This is a genomic window from Dechloromonas sp. A34, assembly GCF_026261605.1.
Lineage (GTDB): Bacteria > Pseudomonadota > Gammaproteobacteria > Burkholderiales > Rhodocyclaceae > Azonexus.
Genome location: NZ_CP102486.1, coordinates 4,454,453 through 4,469,042, shown reverse-complemented (window position 1 = coordinate 4,469,042; position 14,590 = coordinate 4,454,453). Strand labels below are relative to the sequence as shown.

16 protein-coding genes are annotated in these 14,590 nt (G+C 63.5%); 11 read left to right on the top strand and 5 right to left on the bottom strand.

Going from position 1 to position 14,590, the window contains the following annotated elements; genetic code table 11:
- Positions 1–8 precede the first annotated feature (8 nt).
- Positions 9–968: an alpha/beta hydrolase gene (locus NQE15_RS22230; protein ID WP_265944892.1), complete on the top strand. Its 960-nt coding sequence runs from the start codon at positions 9–11 to the stop codon at positions 966–968.
- Here the strand turns inward: NQE15_RS22230 and ccoG are convergent.
- The gene (gene ccoG, locus NQE15_RS22225) at positions 931–2,340 is read right to left on the bottom strand and encodes a cytochrome c oxidase accessory protein CcoG (protein WP_265944890.1); all 1,410 of its coding nucleotides are present in this window, start codon (positions 2,338–2,340) and stop codon (positions 931–933) included. The genes NQE15_RS22230 and ccoG overlap by 38 nt on opposite strands.
- Positions 2,341–2,692: 352 nt before the next feature.
- On the opposite strand from ccoG, the gene NQE15_RS22220 reads away from it, so the two are divergent.
- The 4 genes from NQE15_RS22220 (at position 2,693) to NQE15_RS22205 (ending at position 7,120) form a co-directional block, all read left to right on the top strand.
- Positions 2,693–3,913, top strand: coding sequence for a sigma-54 interaction domain-containing protein (locus tag NQE15_RS22220; RefSeq protein WP_265944888.1), 1,221 nt, complete (start codon positions 2,693–2,695; stop codon positions 3,911–3,913).
- A gap of 349 nt (positions 3,914–4,262) precedes the next feature.
- On the top strand, positions 4,263–4,808 hold the full coding sequence (locus tag NQE15_RS22215) for a DUF302 domain-containing protein (RefSeq protein WP_265944886.1): 546 nt from the start codon (positions 4,263–4,265) through the stop codon (positions 4,806–4,808).
- A 25-nt stretch (positions 4,809–4,833) separates the two neighbouring features.
- Positions 4,834–6,483: a tetrathionate reductase family octaheme c-type cytochrome gene (locus NQE15_RS22210; protein ID WP_265944885.1), complete on the top strand. Its 1,650-nt coding sequence runs from the start codon at positions 4,834–4,836 to the stop codon at positions 6,481–6,483.
- A 4-nt stretch (positions 6,484–6,487) separates the two neighbouring features.
- Positions 6,488–7,120 (top strand): cytochrome b/b6 domain-containing protein, encoded by a 633-nt coding sequence (locus NQE15_RS22205; protein WP_265944883.1) that lies wholly within the window; start codon positions 6,488–6,490, stop codon positions 7,118–7,120.
- A gap of 41 nt (positions 7,121–7,161) precedes the next feature.
- Here the strand turns inward: NQE15_RS22205 and NQE15_RS22200 are convergent, their stop codons facing one another.
- Positions 7,162–8,010 carry a TlpA family protein disulfide reductase gene (locus NQE15_RS22200; RefSeq protein WP_265944881.1) on the bottom strand — a complete coding sequence of 283 codons (849 nt, stop codon included), beginning with the start codon at positions 8,008–8,010 and terminating at the stop codon, positions 7,162–7,164.
- A 154-nt stretch (positions 8,011–8,164) separates the two neighbouring features.
- Here NQE15_RS22200 and NQE15_RS22195 point away from each other — a divergent pair, with 154 nt between their 5' ends.
- From NQE15_RS22195 to NQE15_RS22170, 6 genes are all read left to right on the top strand, one after another.
- Positions 8,165–8,500, top strand: a complete 336-nt coding sequence (locus tag NQE15_RS22195; RefSeq protein ID WP_265944880.1) for an ArsR/SmtB family transcription factor — start codon at positions 8,165–8,167, stop codon at positions 8,498–8,500.
- Positions 8,491–9,000 (top strand): arsenate reductase ArsC, encoded by a 510-nt coding sequence (locus tag NQE15_RS22190; RefSeq protein ID WP_265944878.1) that lies wholly within the window; start codon positions 8,491–8,493, stop codon positions 8,998–9,000. Before NQE15_RS22195 ends, NQE15_RS22190 begins: the two co-directional genes overlap by 10 nt.
- Positions 8,997–10,049, top strand: a complete 1,053-nt coding sequence (gene arsB, locus NQE15_RS22185; RefSeq protein ID WP_265944876.1) for an ACR3 family arsenite efflux transporter — start codon at positions 8,997–8,999, stop codon at positions 10,047–10,049. The genes NQE15_RS22190 and arsB overlap by 4 nt, the downstream gene beginning before the upstream one ends.
- A 251-nt stretch (positions 10,050–10,300) precedes the next feature.
- Positions 10,301–10,600: a hypothetical protein gene (locus NQE15_RS22180; RefSeq protein WP_265944874.1), complete on the top strand. Its 300-nt coding sequence runs from the start codon at positions 10,301–10,303 to the stop codon at positions 10,598–10,600.
- Between the two features lie 27 nt (positions 10,601–10,627).
- Positions 10,628–11,881 carry a ferric reductase-like transmembrane domain-containing protein gene (locus NQE15_RS22175; RefSeq protein ID WP_265944871.1) on the top strand — a complete coding sequence of 418 codons (1,254 nt, stop codon included), beginning with the start codon at positions 10,628–10,630 and terminating at the stop codon, positions 11,879–11,881.
- Complete coding sequence (locus NQE15_RS22170; protein ID WP_265944869.1) at positions 11,881–12,249, top strand: cytochrome b5 domain-containing protein; 369 nt, start codon at positions 11,881–11,883, stop codon at positions 12,247–12,249. The genes NQE15_RS22175 and NQE15_RS22170 overlap by 1 nt, the downstream gene beginning before the upstream one ends.
- 115 nt (positions 12,250–12,364) lie before the next feature.
- Here the strand turns inward: NQE15_RS22170 and NQE15_RS22165 are convergent, their stop codons facing one another.
- Genes NQE15_RS22165 through NQE15_RS22155 form a run of 3 tightly spaced genes read right to left on the bottom strand, consistent with a single transcriptional unit; the run spans position 12,365 to position 14,570 of the window.
- On the bottom strand, positions 12,365–12,889 hold the full coding sequence (locus NQE15_RS22165; RefSeq protein ID WP_265944867.1) for a DoxX family protein: 525 nt from the start codon (positions 12,887–12,889) through the stop codon (positions 12,365–12,367).
- Positions 12,886–13,659, bottom strand: coding sequence for a DNA-binding domain-containing protein (locus tag NQE15_RS22160; RefSeq protein ID WP_265944865.1), 774 nt, complete (start codon positions 13,657–13,659; stop codon positions 12,886–12,888). The genes NQE15_RS22165 and NQE15_RS22160 overlap by 4 nt, the downstream gene beginning before the upstream one ends.
- Positions 13,656–14,570 (bottom strand): DUF692 domain-containing protein, encoded by a 915-nt coding sequence (locus NQE15_RS22155; RefSeq protein ID WP_265944863.1) that lies wholly within the window; start codon positions 14,568–14,570, stop codon positions 13,656–13,658. Before NQE15_RS22155 ends, NQE15_RS22160 begins: the two co-directional genes overlap by 4 nt.
- Between the last annotated feature and the right edge of the window lie 20 nt (positions 14,571–14,590).

The window sequence follows — 14,590 nt, the reverse complement described above, 5'->3', positions numbered from 1 at the left end:
TCGACGCCATGGGCTGGCTGTGGTGGCTACCCGTGCTGGCCGGCGGCTTTGCCGGACTGAATTTCGGCATCCGGCGCGCCCTGCGTGCCGAGCGTGTGGTCGAGAGCGGCGAGCCGAGCGGCTTGCCGTGGCGCGAAGTCAGTCTGCCGACAACCAATGGCAAGAACCTGTTTGCTTGGTTCATCCCGGCCGGCGAGCGGGCTCCGGCGCTGGTCGTCATGCATGGCTGGAGCGGCAACGCCGAAATGATGCTGCCGCTGGCGGCGCCGCTACACGCGGCCGGCTACGCCCTATTGCTGGTCGATGCCCGTTGTCATGGGCGGAGCGATGAAGACAGCTTCGCCTCGCTGCCGCGTTTTTCCGAAGACATCGAAGCCGCCCTGGCCTGGCTGGCGCAGCAGGCGGAAGTCGATGCCACCCGGCTGGGGGTGATCGGCCATTCGGTCGGCGCCGGTGCGGCGCTGCTCGTCGCCGCGCGCCAGCCGGCTTTACGCGCCGTCGTCAGTGTCGCGGCTTTTGCCCATCCGGCAGCGATGATGCGCCGCTGGCTGGCCGCCAAGCGCATTCCCTACCGGCCGTTCGGCGCCTACATCCTGGGCTACGTCCAGCGCGTGATCGGCTACCGCTTCGACGACATCGCGCCGTGCCGGACGATTGCCCGCGTCGCCTGCCCGGTATTGCTGGTCCACGGTATGGCGGATGCGACAGTGCCAGTCAGCGAAGCCCACGCGATCTACGCGGCGCGGGTCGGGGCTGCGGTCGAATTGCTGCTGGTGCCGGGGAGTCATGACGACTACGGCGACATCGGGCAGCAGATCGAGGCCGTGAAGAATTTCCTCGGGCGGGCGTTCGCTGGCGACGACGGATCGTCGGAACGAAAAAAGGGCGGGAGACCAAGCTCCCGCCCAAGCGGAGTCTGCCCCAAATGCCTCAGGGCAGAAGGAAAGATGCTTTCTCGCGAACCTTGATGTCGGGGTTGTCCTGAGCCTCGATCGTGAAGTGGATCTGGTTGGCGCCCTTCTTGCCGGCTTCGGGCGGGACCCGGACGACGGTATTGAAGGATTGCAGCGTGGCAGGGGGGACTTCGACTTCGTTGGCGCCATCAATCTCGACGTCCGGCAGGCCGTCGACCGTGATCTTGTAGCGGTGCGACTGCTCCTCGGTATTCATGATTTGCAGCATGTAGATGTTCTCGATGCGGCCATCGTCGGCTTCGCGGGCCAGCGTCGAACGGTCGCGGATGATGTCGACCTTGAGCGGAATGCGCGTCGCCAGGGACCACACGGTGATGCCGGTAATCAGCACCAGGATTGCCGTATAAAGCAGGATGCGCGGGCGTACGACGTGGGCGAGAATTTCCTGGCGCGTCAGGTGCTTGGCCATCGCCGATTCGGTCGAGTAGCGGACCAGGCCGCGCGGGTAGCTCATCTTGTCCATCACCTGATCGCAGACGTCGATACAGGCAGCACAGCCGATGCACTCGTATTGCAGGCCGTTGCGGATGTCGATGCCGGTCGGGCAGACCTGGACGCAGAGGCCGCAATCGATGCAGTCGCCGAGGCCGGCGGTCTTGATGTCGACGCCTTTCTTGCGCGTTCCGCGGGGTTCGCCGCGTTCCGGGTCATAGGTGATGATCAGCGTGTCCGGGTCGAACATCACGCTCTGGAAGCGGGCGTAGGGGCACATGTGCTTGCACACCTGCTCGCGCATGAAACCCGCCATCAGATAGGTGAAGCCGCCGTAGAAGAAGATCCAGAAGGTTTCCCAGCCGCTCAGGTTGTTGGTGCGTACCGACTCCATCAGTTCGGTGACCGGCGTGAAATAGCAGACTAGCGTAAAGCCTGTCCATAGCGCGAGGATGCCCCAGAGCAGGTGCTTGGTCGCCTTGATGCGGAACTTGCGGGCATCGAGCGGCCCCTTGTCGAGCTTGATGCGGTCGTTGCGCGGCCCTTCGACCCAGTTTTCGATCCACATGAACATCTGGGTATAGACCGTCTGCGGGCAGGCGTAGCCGCAGAACAGACGGCCGGCGATGGCGGTGACCAGAAACAGGCCGTAAGCCGAGACGATCAGCAGGGCCGACAGGTAGATGACGTCCTGCGGCCAGAAGACCAGACCGAAAATGTAGAACTTGCGTTCGACCAGGTGCAGCAGAAAGGCCTGGCGATCGTTCCATTGCAGCCACGGGGTAACGTAGAACAGAACCTGCGTGAAGACGACCAGGGCAATCCGCCAATTGTCGAAAACGCCGCGCACGCCCTTGGCGTAAATGGTCTTGCGCTTTTCGTAGAACGAAACCTTTTGTGGTTCCTGCTGCTGGCTTGTTTCTGGCTGGCTCATTGCATCTCTTGTCTGGCTGCGAATCGAAGAAAGGTCGGAAACCGGCGTACCTGCTGCCTTCGGTAGCCCGCCCGCATCAAGCTTGCCTGCGGGGCGAACTAAGGGGAGATACATGCGGACTGCATCCGGCTACCCGGCACCACCTGACAAAAAAGTCGGAAAGTGCTGTGTCTAGGAGAATATCACCGGTTTCCTATATATCCATTAACAAGATGTGTGCCTGACTGGCGCGGCGCCGCGGCGGGCAATTAAATCAAGCGCTTAAGCGCTTTCTTGTGGCCGGTCATTTGTTGCAGAGCTGCTGTTTGTGCCACTATTGGCAATTCGGATTATCAATGGTGCCAAATCTGACATGACCGCCCATTTTCTCAGCGAGCTGCTGTCCTTTCTCGATGGCCTGCCCGAGCCGCGCATCGTGATGAATGCGGACTACCGCATCGTCGCGGCCAATGCCGCCTATATAAGGGATTTTGGCGGCGCTGCGCCGATCGTCGGACGCACCTGTTACGAGGTTTCGCATCATTTTTCGGTGCCTTGCGACCAGGCCGGCGAATCCTGCCCGCTCAAGCAAAGTCTCGATGCAGGTTCGCCACAGCGGGTCTTGCATGTGCACCACACGCCGCGCGGCGAGGAGCACGTCGATGTCGAAACGACGCCGATCCGCGACGATCAGGGGCAGATTGTCTATTTCGTCGAGACCCTGCGCGTCGTCCGCCAGGCCAGCAGCCGGGCGGCGGCGCAGGGTCTGGTCGGCCGTTCGCCGGCCTTCGTCGCCATGCTGGCCAAGGTGCTGCGCGTCGCCAATTCGGACGCCGCCGTCGTGCTGCTCGGTGAAACCGGGACCGGCAAGGAACTGGTCGCCCAGGCCATCCACGAGGCCAGCGCGCGCGAGGACGGGCCGTTTGTAGCGGTCGACTGTGCCGGAATGACCGAGACGCTGTTCGAGAGCGAGTTGTTCGGCTACGAAAAGGGAGCCTTCACCGGCGCCGCTCACCGCAAGCAAGGGCTGGTCGAAGCGGCCAGCGGCGGGACGCTGTTTCTCGACGAAATTGGCGAGCTGCCGCTTTCCCTGCAGGTCAAGCTGTTGCGCCTGCTCGAAACCGGTACCTATCGGCGGGTCGGCGGCCTCGACTGGTTGCCCGTCGACTTTCGACTGATTACCGCCACCCACCGTGATCTGCGGGCCATGGTCGAGGACGAGAGCTTCCGGCGCGATCTCTATTTCCGCATCAATACCTTTCCGATTCACACGCCGGCCCTGCATGAACGTGCCGAGGACATTCCGCTGCTGGCCATTTCCCTGCTTGATCGGGTCGATCGCAAGCGGAAGCGCAGCTTCTCGCCGGCGGCGTTGCGCTGGCTGAGCGGACGTCGTTACAGCGGCAATATTCGCGAATTGCGCAACCTGATAGAGCGGGCCTCCTTGTTGGCCGATGGCGATACCATCGATCTGCCGCATTTGATCGAGATCACTGACGACCTGCCCCCGGGCTGCCTTCGGCCAGTGGCGCTTTCCAGCTCAACGAAGTCGTCGATCTGTCCACGCTGGAAAAGCGTTACCTCGAGTGGGTGAGGAATCAACCGGGCAGCGACCTGGCCGGGCTGGCCGGCCGGCTGGGCATCAGCCAGCGAACCTTGTATCGCAAACTACACGACAGTCGCGAGAACTGATCGATTTGCCGGGCTTGCCCCGGTCGCGACGCCAATCTGGTAAATCTGGCTGGTGACGCCCTTCGCCGATTGATCCCGGCGAATTCTTCCGCGCTTTCGCATCGGCGGCCCCGCGTCGCGACGATTTCCCTGCTGTGCAAAAAATCAGTTGATTAATTAAACATTAATAAATAAGCTGATTCTAATATAGCTCTAATAAGACCTTGAAGGTCAGCACGGTAGTTCTTGCGAATCCTGGAGGAGGTATTCAAATGTTGAAGCTCGTTAGCGCTTTTTTGCTCGGGGCGGTCCTTGCCCTGGGTGTTGCCTGGAACAGTATCGGCGGCCTGATGTTCTCGGAGCAGGTGAGTCCATTCAGCGTCGAGGAAACGACGGCCCGCATTCAGAAAAATATTCAGGCGGCGGGCAACGGCTGGTCGATCTCAGGCCTGCGCAACCCGGCCAAGCCGGTTGAGGCCGATGGCGGCAACGTGCTGCCAGTGCTGCTGATCGAGGCCTGCAGTACCAAGTATTCCGGCCCGATCCTCAAGGACGATGCGGTGCGTTTTCTTTCCCTGTTGATGCCCTGCAAGATTTCCGTCTACAAGAAAAACGACGGCAAGGTCTATATCGGCTACCTGAATGCCGGCCTGATCGGAAGCCTGTTCGGGTCGATGGTCGGCGACATCATGGCCAAGGTGGTGGTCGACCAGCAGAAGTTCCTGGTGATGGACCCGAGCCAGCCGGCGCCGCCGCTGATCGTTCCCAAGATGGGCGGCGAGGGCGGCAGCGGCTCCGGCGCGGCGGCTGGTTGCTGACCGTAGCGGTGCCGAGGAGATCATCATGAGCCAGAAAAAAACATGGTTGGCCGCCGGCCTGCTCGGCGCCATATTGGCGTGGAGCACGGCCTGGGGCAGCACGCCGCCGCCGGTCGCCCCGGCCACCGTGCCGGTGCCGGCGAAGACGCCAAAGGCGGCGAGCAAAAGCACCGTCGACCACAGCAAACTCAAGGAGCTGCAAAAGAAATTCGCTTCCGGGCCGGAGGTCACCAAGGCCTGCCTGAACTGCCATACCGAAGCCGCCAAGCAGGTTCAGGGTACCAAGCACTGGACCTGGGAGTACAGCGACCCCAAAACCGGCCAGAAGCTGGGCAAGAAAAACGTCATCAACAACTATTGCACGACCACCATCTCCAACGAGAAGGACTGCATGGCCTGCCATGCCGGCTATGGCTGGAAGGACGCCAGCTTCGACTTCGCGGCCGAGGACAACGTCGATTGCCTGATCTGCCACGACGGCACGGCGACCTATCGCAAGCTGCCGGGCGATGCCGGTCATCCGGTCTACGAGCGCAAGGAGTTTCCGCATGGCTCGGGCAAGTTCGTCGAGGCGGTCGACCTGCAGAAGGTGGCGCAGAGCGTCGCCTTGCCCAGGCGCAGCAACTGCGGTTCCTGCCATTTCTACGGGGCCGGCGGTGACGGCACCAAGCACGGCGACCTCGACAGCGCGTTGAAGAATCCGGGCAAGTACCTTGATGTCCATATGGACGCCAAGGGCCTGAACTTCACCTGCACGACCTGCCACGCCACCGCCGGCCATCAGGTTTCGGGCAGCCGCTACGCGATGACGGCGGCGCAGACCGGGCCGGCCCACATACGCGGCAAGGCCGACGCATCCCCCGCCTCCTGCCAGTCATGTCATGGTGACAAGCCGCATAAGGAGAGCATTCTCCATGCCGAGCGCCTGAATACCCACAGCGACAAACTGGCCTGTCAGACCTGCCACATCCCGCAATTCGCCCGCGACAGCATCGGCACCGAAACCTCTTGGGACTGGTCGACGGCCACCCAGATGGGGCCGGCGGGCAAGCCGATCTTCGTCAAGGACAGCGCCGGCCGCCGGGCCTTCGATTCGAAAAAAGGCAATTTCGCCTGGGACTCCTACCTGGTTCCCGAGTATCGCTGGTTCAACGGCCATGTCAGCTACAAGGCCAAGGGCGACGTCATCGATCCGGCCTGTACGGTCGAGATCAACCACCCCGACGGCGAGCCCGGCGACGCCGATGCCCGGATCTGGCCGTTCAAGATCCACCGCGGCAAGCAGGCCTACGACACCGAGAACAACTATCTGCTCGTCGTCCACACTGCCGGCGAGGACGATACGGCCCTGTGGCGCAATTTCGACTGGCAGAAAGCCATCGCGACCGGCATGCAGACGGCCGGGCTGCCCTACAGCGGCAAGTTCGGTTTCGTTAGTACCGAGATGAGCTGGCCGATCACCCACATGGTCGCCCCGAAAACGGATGCCCTCGGGTGCGCCCAGTGCCATAGCGCCAATGGCCGTCTGCAGGACATTTCGGGCATCTACCTGCCGGGCCGCGACCACAGCCGCCTGCTCGACTCGGTGGGCTGGGTCGTGGTTCTGCTCAGCCTGCTCGGCGTCCTGATCCACGGCGGCACCCGTGTCGTCCTTCACTTCAAGCACAAGGGGTAGATCCATGAACGCACCCACCCGCATTTACCTCTACCGCCGTTACGAACGCTTCTGGCACTGGTCGCAGGCCGTGCTGGTCATCTTCATGCTCGTCACCGGCTTCGAGATCCACGGCGTCTATCAGAACTTCGGCTTCCAGCGCGCTGTCGAGTACCACACCCTGGCTGCCTGGGCGCTGCTCACCCTGTGGGCCTTCACCATCTTCTGGCAATTCACCACCGGAGAATGGCGGCAGTACATCCCGACGCTCAACCGGGTATTGGCCATGGTCCGCTACTACGCCTACGGCATCTTCGTGAATGCGCCGCATCCCTTCCACAAGACCGCCGGCAAGAAGCACAATCCCTTGCAGCGCCTGGCCTATGTCACCCTGCTGGCGATGGTCTCGCCGCTGATCTGGGGCTCCGGCTTTTTCTACCTGTTCTACGGCTACTGGAAGGATTTCGGGCTGGACAGGACGATCTCGCTCGAGTGGGTGGCGCTGGCCCATACCGCGGGCGCCTTCATGATGCTGACTTTCTTCATCGTGCACGTCTACCTGACGACCACCGGCCATACGCCCTTCGCTCACATCAAGACCATGGTCACCGGCTGGGAAGATGCCGAAGCGGAGGAAGGCGCCGCCGGCAAGGCTTGATTGCGCCGGCGCCAGGTTCGGCCGTCGTGCGGGCCGCCGAACTATTTTCCCGAGTGCCGGGCCGCGTCGCGCAGAAAGGCTTCGTAGCCGCGCCAGTCATCGACCGGGCCAACATGCGAGAAGACCACCAGGCCGTGCTTGTCGAGCACGTAGGTGGTCGGGAAGCTGCGCGCGAGCAGGCGGTCGGCGAGCAGGCTGCCGTCGGCCAGACGGAAGTCGGCGTCGTCTTCGCCGGTGCTGCCGGAATCGGCGAGCGGCAGCGTCAGGTGCTGGTTGCGGGCCCAACGCTGGGCGGTGGCGAAAGGCTCCCGGGCTTGCAGCAGGACAAAGGCAATATCGCGGCGCTCGCCCAGTGCCTGGCGCAGCCCGGCCAGCCCCGGCATCTCCTTGCGGCAGGGCGGGCACCAGCTGCCCCAGAAATGCAGGACGACCACCTTGCCGCGTAGCGCGCTCAGTCTAGTCGAGCGGCCCTGGGCGTCGCGGAAGGCGAGATCGGCCAGGCGCTGCCCCGGTTCGACGCCGGGGGCGGCGCGGGCTGCCGCGGCGGCAGTGGCGTAAGGCCCCCACAAGCCGGGCCAGGCTCTGGTGTTGAAAATCAGCTCGCCATTGCGTGCGTAGAGCACGCATTTCTGGGGCGTGCTGCTCTGGCAGGCGCTGAGCGCCTTGTCCTCGGCGACGTCGGACGAGTCGGCGCCGGCATGCCAGCCCCAGCTGCCGCCCGGGGCGATGGCAAAGGCACGCTGCTCCTCGGCTTGCTGATAAAGCTGAAAGGCCTGATTGCCCGCCGGCGGCAGGCCCGGCAGATGTTGGGCCAGAGCGGGCGAGGCGAGAATGCCGAGCAGGCTGGTGGTCAGACAACAGCTTTTCATCGATGCCGGAATGTTGAGCATGGCGGTGAGGCAGCAATCGAGCACTGCCGAATTGGTGAATAACGAAATGCTAATGTACTCGTGTTTTGGCTGTGCAGCGCGCCCCCCATTCGGGGGTATGGCGAAAAGGGAGCAAGGCTTATCTGTATTTCCATATTTCAATTAATATTGAAATATGGAAACGAAAACTGCAGTGGCCGCGCTCGGTGCGCTGGCCCATGAAACCCGTCTCGACATCTTCCGCCTGCTGGTCCGCGCCGGGGCCGGCGGTCTGGCCGTCGGCAAGATCGCCGAGGCGCTCGGCGTCGAGGCCAACGGGCGCCTGAGCTTCCACCTCAAGGAACTGGTCGGTGCCGGACTGGCCAGCGCCCGCCAGGAGGGGCGCTTCATCTACTACGCGACCGATTACGCGGCAATGAATGAACTCCTCCACTACCTGACCGAAGACTGCTGCGGCGGCCAGCCCTGCGGCGAGAGCATCGAAACCTGCAACCCGGAGCAATGCGCATGAAAAGTTTCAACGTGTTGGTGCTGTGCACCGGCAATTCGGCCCGTTCGATCCTCGGCGAGGCCTTGTTCAATCATTTGGGGAAGGGCCGAATTCGCGCCTTTTCGGCCGGCAGCCAGCCGAGCGGCAAGGTCAATCCGCTGGCCCTCGAAACCCTGGCCGCGCACGGCGTGCCCTGGCCGAACGCCGGCCAGCCGCGCAGCAAGTCGTGGGACGAGTTCGCCGCGCCGGGCGCACCGCGGCTCGATTTCATCTTCACCGTCTGCGCTAGCGCCGCCGGCGAAGCCTGCCCGATCTGGCCCGGCCACCCGGCCACCGCGCACTGGGGAATCGCCGATCCGGCCCATGTCGAGCCGCTGGCGGCGCGCCGGGCGGCCTTCGAAACGGCCTATGTCGAACTGGAAAAGCGCATTGCGGCTTTCCTGAACCTGCCGCTGGAGACCCTGTCGGCCGCGGCGATTGTCGAGGCGGCGCGGAGAATTCATAGCGAGGCCAGTGCATGAGCGCCGTCACCAAGAAACTATCCTTCCTCGACCGCTACCTGACGGTCTGGATCTTCGCCGCCATGGGGCTGGGCGTCGGTCTCGGCTATTTCGTGCCGGGTACCGAGGCCTTCATCAACCGCTTCCAGGTCGGGACGACCAATATCCCGATCGCCCTTGGCTTGATCCTGATGATGTACCCGCCCTTCGCCAAGGTGCGTTACGAAGAATTGCCCGACGTCTTCAGCGACAAGAAAGTGCTCGGCCTGTCCCTGGTCCAGAACTGGATACTCGGGCCAATCCTGATGTTCGCGCTGGCCATCATCTTCCTGCCCGACAAGCCGGAATACATGGTCGGCCTGATCCTCATCGGCCTCGCCCGCTGCATCGCGATGGTCATCGTCTGGAACGAGATCGCCAAGGGCTCGACTGAATACGCCGCCGGCCTGGTCGCCTTCAACTCGATCTTCCAGGTGCTGTTCTTCAGCGTCTATGCCTGGTTCTTCGTCACCGTGCTGCCGCCGCTGTTCGGGCTCTCCGGCATGGTGGTCGATATCTCGATCGGCCAGATCGCCGAAAGCGTCTTCGTCTACCTCGGTATCCCCTGCGTCGCCGGCGTGCTGACCCGGGTCGTCATGCTGCGCTACGTTTCGAAAGAGTGGTACCACGAACACTTCGTGCCGAAGATCGGGCCGATCACCCTGGTCGCGCTGCTGTTCACCATCGTCGTCATGTTCAGCCTTAAAGGCCAGCTGATCGTCACCATTCCGCTCGACGTGCTGCGCATCGCGGTTCCGTTGCTGATCTACTTCGTGGTCATGTTCCTGTTCTCGTTCTACATGAGCAAGAAGGTCGGGGCCAATTACAAGAAGTGCACCACGCTGTCCTTCACGGCGGCCAGCAACAATTTCGAGTTGGCGATCGCGGTGGCGATCGCCGTCTATGGCATCAACTCCGGCGCCGCATTCGCCGCGGTCATCGGCCCGCTGGTCGAGGTGCCGGTGATGATCGCTCTGGTCGCTGTCGCGCTGTGGTTTCAGAAACGCTTCTTCAAGTCTGAAGCAGGCTGATGAACCCGGCGTTTCTCGCCTGCATCTTGTCTCGTTAAGTGCTTTATCGGGAGGTAGAAATGCGTCGGCGGTTGGTCGGGCTGGATCGCTGCTTGCTACTCCTCTACCGGCTGCATTGCCAGGCAGGACTCCGTTGCCCAATCGGCATGAGTTGGAACATTCATGCAGCAATAAACCTGGATTCTTTATCAGGAAGTACTACTGTGGTGGTGGGGCCGTTTTTCCATAGGGGGGCCCCACAGGGAGGAAGCATGCATGGCAGAATTTTTGTTGCCTTGATCGTCAGCGTGTTGCTGATCGACCATGCTGCGGCACGCGGCCCGTGGCGGGCAAGCGAGGCGAATACCCGGGGCTGGCAGTTGATGACGCCGGAAGAACGGATCGAGCATCAGGCCCAGGTTCGCGGCTTCACGACACTTGAGGCGTGCCGGAACTATCAACTCGGCCATCACCGGTTGATGGAAGAGCGAGCCCGGCAGCGCGAGGTGGCCTTGCCCGGGGGCGGGCGGGATATCTGCGCCCACCTGGCGCCGGGGAAGGTGCGGCCCTGAGGCCGCCTGATCGGGAGACCAGTCACCATGCTTGTGTTGCGCAGGTTATCGATTCCCCTGCTGCTTCTGGCGGCCACCGCCGGCCCGGTCTATTGGGCGCTGCCCGAGGGCCTCTCCGTGGCGCGCAGCCTGGGTATCGTGCTTGGCTGGGCTGGCTGCGGCCTGCTCCTCGCCAGCCTGTTGCTGATGCTCCGCGAATCCCGGCTGGCCGAGGGGCTGGGCGGCCTGGAAAGGATGTACCGCTGGCATCACCGGGCCGGCATGGCAGCCTACCTTGCCTTGCTCGCCCACCCGCTGTTGCTGGCGGCCGACGCCTGGCCGGCGCAGCCGCTGCTGGCCTGGCAGACGCTGTCGCCCTTCGGCCAGGGCTGGCCGGTCTGGCTCGGCTGGCTGGCGCTGCTCCTGCTGATGGCAGGCTTGGCGCTGACCTTCGACAAGCGCATTGCCTACCGAACCTGGCGCTGGCTGCATGTCGGGCTCGGGCTCGCGGTGCTGTTCGGCCTGCTGCATCTGGTCCTGCTCGGTATCGAACAGCCGGTCTGGCCGATTCTGGCGCTGGCCGCCTTCTTTCTCGGCTGGCGCATCGTGCGCGAGGACTTCGGCCTGGCAGCCCGGCCGTACATCGTGCACCGCGTCAGCCCGGTGGCCGAGGGCATGGTCGAGATCGTGCTGAAACCCTTGGCCGATGGCATGGCGGCCACGGCGGGCCAGTTTGCGCTGGTCGCCTTCTTTGATGGCCCGAGCTTCCGGGGCTGCCGCGAATTCCACCCCTTTACCGTCAGCGCGGTGGGGGTGGGCGGCGAAATCCGCTTCGGCGTCAAAGCCCTCGGCGACTGCACGCGCCGAATCCAGTCCATCGAGCCCGGCGTTCTCGCCAGAGTGCACGGCGCCTTTGGCTGCTTCCTGAGCGACCGGCCGGCTGTGCCGCAGCTGTGGGTGGCCGGCGGTATCGGCATCACGCCCTTCCTGGCCCAACTGCGGGCCGGGCCGCTCAAGCAGCCGACGCGGCTGCTCTACCTTTACCGGAGTGAGCCCGATGCGGCATTTCTGCACGAGTTGCGGACCTTGACGGCGCGGGACCCGAAGCTTTCGCTACGCGCCGTGGCAACCGGCCCGATGCCCCCCGATCTGCATCGCCTGCTCCCCGAAGCCCCCGGCCTGGCGCAACATGATTGTTATCTGTGCGGACCACCCGGCATGGTGGCCGGGCTACGCAAGGTCCTCAACGAGCGGGGTGTCGCGCCCCGCCATATCCACTTTGAAAACTTCGAATTCAGATAATGCGCCGCCTCTATCTATCGACGACCCTCTTGTTCTGGCTGCTGGTCACCGCCTTCTGGGCGGCAAGCCTGTGGTTGCCGCCGGCCGGGGAAAACCTCGCTCTCGCCGCCGAAAAGACCTACAGCAAAGCCGATCTGACCAAACACGCAAGCGCCGAGAACTGCTGGATGGCGATTCGCGGCGGCGTCTATGACCTGAGCGCCTACCTGCCCGACCATCCATCGCGACCGGAAGTGGTGCTGCCCTGGTGTGGCCGGGAGGCAACCGAGGCCTACAACACCAAAACCAAAGGACGGCCGCATGCGCCGTATGCCGACGAATTGCTTGCCAAGTACAAAATTGGCAAGCTGGCTGCCGAGAAACCCTGAGGTCTGGAGCGTCGATGCTTGGACCACGCGCTAACGCGTTCTCCGGCAAGGTCAGGCGGGCGCTGTCGGGCGTCCCGGTTGGCGTCGGCTGCACCGCGCACACCGCAGGGGGCGGTCAGTTTCCCGCGTAGCGCCGGAACAGCCAGTGATCCAGCGAAATCGCCCCCGCGCCGCGGGCAATCAGCAGCAGCAAGACCGTCGCCCAGACCCCGTGCGTCGGATAGGCATCCGGATAGACGAAGATCTGGATGGTCAGGGTCATCACCAAGAGGGCGAGTGCCGAGAAGCGTGTCGCCAGACCGATCAGGATCAGAAGCGGAAAGAGATGCTCGCCGAAAGCGGCCAGTGGCGCCGCCAACTCGGGCGGCAGCAGCGGCAGGCGATATTCGCTGCGGAACAGTTCGAGCGCCGAATCCGATAGCTGCGGCCAGCCGAACTGGAATTCACCGGCGACGAGATCGACGGCAATACCTTCGATCTTGGTCTGCCCCGACTTCCAGAAGATCGCGGCGATCGAGAAGCGACCGATCAAGGCGATAAACGTATCGGGAATGCGGGAAAGCAGGGTGTTGAGGCCGCTAAGCCAACCGGCGAGCGGCGACGCTGGCGTAGCGGACAGGCCGGCAACGGGCGAATTCATGGAGTTCTCCTTGAGGGATGCAAGGCCGTAACGGCCGACTTTTGCAGGAGCAGGCCGAGAATGCCGATCAGATCGAAATCGGCGTCGATCGCCGTCGCCTGCGCGGCGGCTTCGCCGAGCGCGGCTCCTGACCCGAGGGCGGCAAGGAATACGCCCGCCGCCACTGAAATCCCCATGACTTCAACCTCCAGCCCGTGGCGCAGAACCAGGGCGGTTTCCGCAATCTCGGGGATGACCGTGGACAGTTCCAGCATCCCTTGGTGGGCTCCCCACAACGAGACGACGGCAAACGACGAGGCAAGCACCGCCACCGATGGGTGCAAGCGCAACCCAAGCCCAGGCACGGTGCTTTCATCGGCTAGGGCGGCGCAGATCTCGGCGCTGTCGACGGGCGCCACATCGGCGGTGTGATACGCCACGATGCGCAATTGCTCAAGCCGGGCGACATCGGCCAGGTAAGGCAGCCCGGCGGCCGGCGGAAAAGCCTCAATGAAGGCGGGCAAGTCGCTGCCGTAAAAGGCCATCAGGGGCGATTGCGGTGGGTGGCCATCGGCGTAGCGATGCGCCATGGCCCGAAAGAATTCTTCACCTACCAGTTCCTGCGTAACCGCATAGCTGTCTGCCAGGGCGTCGATCAGCGAAACGATGACGTTGTTGCGATAGATTCGGAAACGGTGTGCCGGGTCAGAGCCGTTCCAGGCCGTCAAACCCGCCGGGCATGGCTGTTCGGGATTGAGCAGTGCTGCGGCAAACTGGCTCTGCGAACTCATGCCGCCTCCAGCTCGCCATTTTCCAACTCGGCAATTGCCGACAACAGGCCGTCGGCCTGCCGTGCCTCGGCCAGCAGAACGGGAAAGGCCGGAATGTCGTTGTCGCGTTCGATCAACGTCGGCTGCACTCCAACCCGCTGCAGCGTGAAGCGGCAAAGTTCCCACACCGCCTGCGCCACCGGCGAGCCGTGGCTGTCGATCAGCAGCCGGTCGCCGGCACCATCGCTGTCCTCGGCAAAGCCGGCGAGATGAATTTCCCCAGTCGCCCCTAGCGGCAGCGCCGCTATGTAGGCGCGCGGATCGCGCCCGTGATTGATGCACGAGACATAGGCGTTGTTGACGTCAAGCAGCAGGCCGCAGCCGGTGCGCTTGACGACGGCGCTGATGAAGTCGGCTTCGCCCTGCGTGGAGGCTGCGAATTCGACATAGGTCGCCGGGTTCTCGAGCAGCATGCGCCGGCCCAGGCGTTCCTGGACCCGGTCGATGTGATCGCACACCCGGTTCAGGGTCGCGGCATTGTAGGGGGCTGGCAGCAGATCGTTGAGAAAGACATCGTCGTGGCTAGCCCAGGCAAGGTGCTCGGAAAATGACTGCGGCTCGTAGCGGGCGATCAGGGTGGCGAGGCGATCGAGGTGGGTTTCGTCGAGCCGCTCCTCGCCGCCGATCGAGAGCCCGACGCCATGGATCGACAGCGGATAGTGGTCGCGAATCTGCGTCAGGTAGTGATGGAAGGGGCCGCCATCGACCATGTAGTTCTCGGCATGAATTTCGAAGAACCCGAGCTCGGGCAGCGTTTCGAGAATGCTGTGAAAGTGCTCGGGCTTGAGACCCAGGCCACTACGGGCCGGCAGGGTGCCGGCGCGCAGCGCTGGAGCGCCTGCCGGCAGCTGGACACTGCGGATTGTTGTCATGGCTGGCGCTCCGGTGCGCA

Excerpts from the sequence above, each read along its gene's own strand:
- NQE15_RS22210 (WP_265944885.1), top strand. The coding sequence starts at position 4,834 with ATGAGCCAGAAAAAAACATGGTTGGCCGCCGGCCTGCTCGGCGCCATA.
- NQE15_RS22230 (WP_265944892.1), top strand. The coding sequence starts at position 9 with ATGGGCTGGCTGTGGTGGCTACCCGTGCTGGCCGGCGGCTTTGCCGGA.
- NQE15_RS22200 (WP_265944881.1), bottom strand. The coding sequence starts at position 8,010 with ATGCTCAACATTCCGGCATCGATGAAAAGCTGTTGTCTGACCACCAGC.
- NQE15_RS22155 (WP_265944863.1), bottom strand. The coding sequence starts at position 14,570 with ATGACAACAATCCGCAGTGTCCAGCTGCCGGCAGGCGCTCCAGCGCTG.
- arsB (WP_265944876.1), top strand. The coding sequence starts at position 8,997 with ATGAGCGCCGTCACCAAGAAACTATCCTTCCTCGACCGCTACCTGACG.
- NQE15_RS22195 (WP_265944880.1), top strand. The coding sequence starts at position 8,165 with ATGGAAACGAAAACTGCAGTGGCCGCGCTCGGTGCGCTGGCCCATGAA.
- NQE15_RS22165 (WP_265944867.1), bottom strand. The coding sequence starts at position 12,889 with ATGAATTCGCCCGTTGCCGGCCTGTCCGCTACGCCAGCGTCGCCGCTC.
- ccoG (WP_265944890.1), bottom strand. The coding sequence starts at position 2,340 with ATGAGCCAGCCAGAAACAAGCCAGCAGCAGGAACCACAAAAGGTTTCG.
- NQE15_RS22160 (WP_265944865.1), bottom strand. The coding sequence starts at position 13,659 with ATGAGTTCGCAGAGCCAGTTTGCCGCAGCACTGCTCAATCCCGAACAG.
- NQE15_RS22175 (WP_265944871.1), top strand. The coding sequence starts at position 10,628 with ATGCTTGTGTTGCGCAGGTTATCGATTCCCCTGCTGCTTCTGGCGGCC.
- NQE15_RS22215 (WP_265944886.1), top strand. The coding sequence starts at position 4,263 with ATGTTGAAGCTCGTTAGCGCTTTTTTGCTCGGGGCGGTCCTTGCCCTG.
- NQE15_RS22205 (WP_265944883.1), top strand. The coding sequence starts at position 6,488 with ATGAACGCACCCACCCGCATTTACCTCTACCGCCGTTACGAACGCTTC.
- NQE15_RS22170 (WP_265944869.1), top strand. The coding sequence starts at position 11,881 with ATGCGCCGCCTCTATCTATCGACGACCCTCTTGTTCTGGCTGCTGGTC.
- NQE15_RS22180 (WP_265944874.1), top strand. The coding sequence starts at position 10,301 with ATGCATGGCAGAATTTTTGTTGCCTTGATCGTCAGCGTGTTGCTGATC.
- NQE15_RS22190 (WP_265944878.1), top strand. The coding sequence starts at position 8,491 with ATGCGCATGAAAAGTTTCAACGTGTTGGTGCTGTGCACCGGCAATTCG.
- NQE15_RS22220 (WP_265944888.1), top strand. The coding sequence starts at position 2,693 with ATGACCGCCCATTTTCTCAGCGAGCTGCTGTCCTTTCTCGATGGCCTG.